General features: G+C 30.7%; 1 protein-coding gene. It reads left to right on the top strand.

Translation table 11 applies throughout. The features are described 5' to 3' along the window. Positions 1 to 623 (top strand): cyclopropane-fatty-acyl-phospholipid synthase family protein (locus CLOBL_RS27370; RefSeq protein ID WP_143323986.1); only part of this gene is annotated, 623 nt, incomplete at both ends.

The following is a 623-nucleotide window of genomic DNA, read 5'->3' as shown; positions in this document are numbered from 1 at the left end:
GATATAGGAAATGATTTTTACAAGCTATGGTTAGATGATACTATGACTTATTCTTGCGGTTACTTTAAGTCTAAAGATGATTCTTTAATTCAGGCACAAAAGAATAAAGTAGAGCATATTCTTAAGAAGCTAAATTTAAAAGAAGGAGAAACTTTACTTGATATAGGCTGCGGTTGGGGTGAACTTATTACCTCAGCAGCAAAAAAATATAAAGTAAAGGCTATGGGAATAACTTTAAGTGCTGAACAATTAGAAAAAGTTAAAGAAAGAATAAAAAATGAAGGATTAGAAGATCTAGTTGAAGTTCAACTTGTGGATTATAGGGAACTAAAGAATAGGACTTTCGATAAAGTAGTTAGTGTAGGAATGCTTGAACATGTTGGACAAGACCACCTTAAAGAGTATTTTGCATCTGTAAATAATTTATTAAATGATAAGGGTGTATCTTTACTTCATTGTATAACATCCACAGAGATTGGCGGAAATAATACTTGGATTAATAAATATATATTCCCAGGTGGATATATACCAGCAGTTAAAGAATTAGTTAACTGTATGTCCGATGTAGGATTTAGTTTAAATGATGCAGAAAATTTAAGACTTCATTATGGAAGAACTTTAGA

The sequence above is a fragment of the Clostridium sp. BL-8 genome (assembly GCF_002006495.1).
Taxonomy (GTDB): Bacteria; Bacillota; Clostridia; order Clostridiales; family Clostridiaceae; genus Clostridium.
Note: the sequence above shows the minus strand (reverse complement) of the source record. Positions and strands in the feature narration are given on the sequence as shown.